The following is a 359-nucleotide window of genomic DNA, read 5'->3' as shown; positions in this document are numbered from 1 at the left end:
CGTGATCGTCAGCCGCATTCAGGTCCTGCCTGGCGATGCGGAAACCCGACAGGCGCTGACCATGGCCACAGTCCTGCAGGCGGCGCCCGCCATTCTGGCACTGTCGGCATTTCATACGGCGATGTTCATGGGTTCAAATGCGATGGCGATCGTTGTCGCCCAACAGCTCGGCTCGAAGGACGATGTGGGACTGTTGTTCAGTCTCTGCGCCGGGCTTGAAGTGCTGGTGATGGCCGTGTTCGTTGTCAGGCCGGGCCTTTCGGGAAGTCATCGGCTGCTGGTCTTCGGTTTTGCTCTCTTCGCCGGATATTTTGCCTTGGCGCTGGCCTGGCCGACACTGACCTCGCTCTATGTCGGAC

General features: G+C 60.7%; 1 protein-coding gene. It reads left to right on the top strand.

What is annotated here, in order from left to right:
* Positions 1-61: 61 nt before the first annotated feature.
* Positions 62-359, top strand: a 298-nt coding sequence (locus AC1D0P_RS32485; protein WP_477680480.1) for a hypothetical protein, incomplete at its 3' end; no start/stop codon positions are given.

It is taken from the genome of Polaromonas sp. P1_G2 (assembly GCF_056405515.1).
Note: the sequence above shows the minus strand (reverse complement) of the source record. Positions and strands in the feature narration are given on the sequence as shown.